General features: G+C 43.7%; 1 protein-coding gene. It reads right to left on the reverse strand.

Annotated elements, in window-relative coordinates; genetic code table 11:
• Positions 1–462 (reverse strand): head completion/stabilization protein (locus PROVRUST_RS18800; RefSeq protein WP_006816510.1); only part of this gene is annotated, 462 nt, incomplete at its 3' end.
• Positions 463–547 lie beyond the last annotated feature (85 nt).

Consider the following 547-nt stretch of genomic DNA (forward strand, 5'->3'; position numbering starts at 1 on the left):
ACGATATCGCTCAGTGATATTGGCTTTCGCACTACACACCGCGCGGCGATAAAGATAAACAAGCTCAGATTCTGAGGATTCTCCCTCATGAATTTTATTGGCAGGTACACTCTCAAGCGACTGATAACCCAAACCAATTTCTTTCGTTTTCCATTCCAACAACTCTCGATTGGTTTCGATAATGGCATTTTTTAAGCTGTTGATTAGACGATGTGGTGTGACCGTTCCATCTACGCGCATTTGTTCGCGAAAATCGGCGGTATTGATGGCAGGAAAGAAATCATCACTTTTTAATACTTCATTTTTTCTTTTACCTGTTCTGGTGAAACAAAATCCATAACTCACCTCAATAGGTAGGCGGTGGGCGAGATGTCGAAAACCAGTTTCTAGTCTCGCGCCGCCTTGCGCGTTGGCACGTTCTTTAATTATCTGCGCTGTTTTTCGCAGACAAAAACTTTTCAATATTGCTGATGTCTTTTTTCACGCCGCAGCGCTCATTAAGCTCAAGCGCTCGCATTAATTCGCAAAGTGCAGGCTGAGGTAAGTC

This window comes from Providencia rustigianii DSM 4541 (assembly GCF_000156395.1).
In the GTDB taxonomy this organism is placed as follows: domain Bacteria; phylum Pseudomonadota; class Gammaproteobacteria; order Enterobacterales; family Enterobacteriaceae; genus Providencia; species Providencia rustigianii.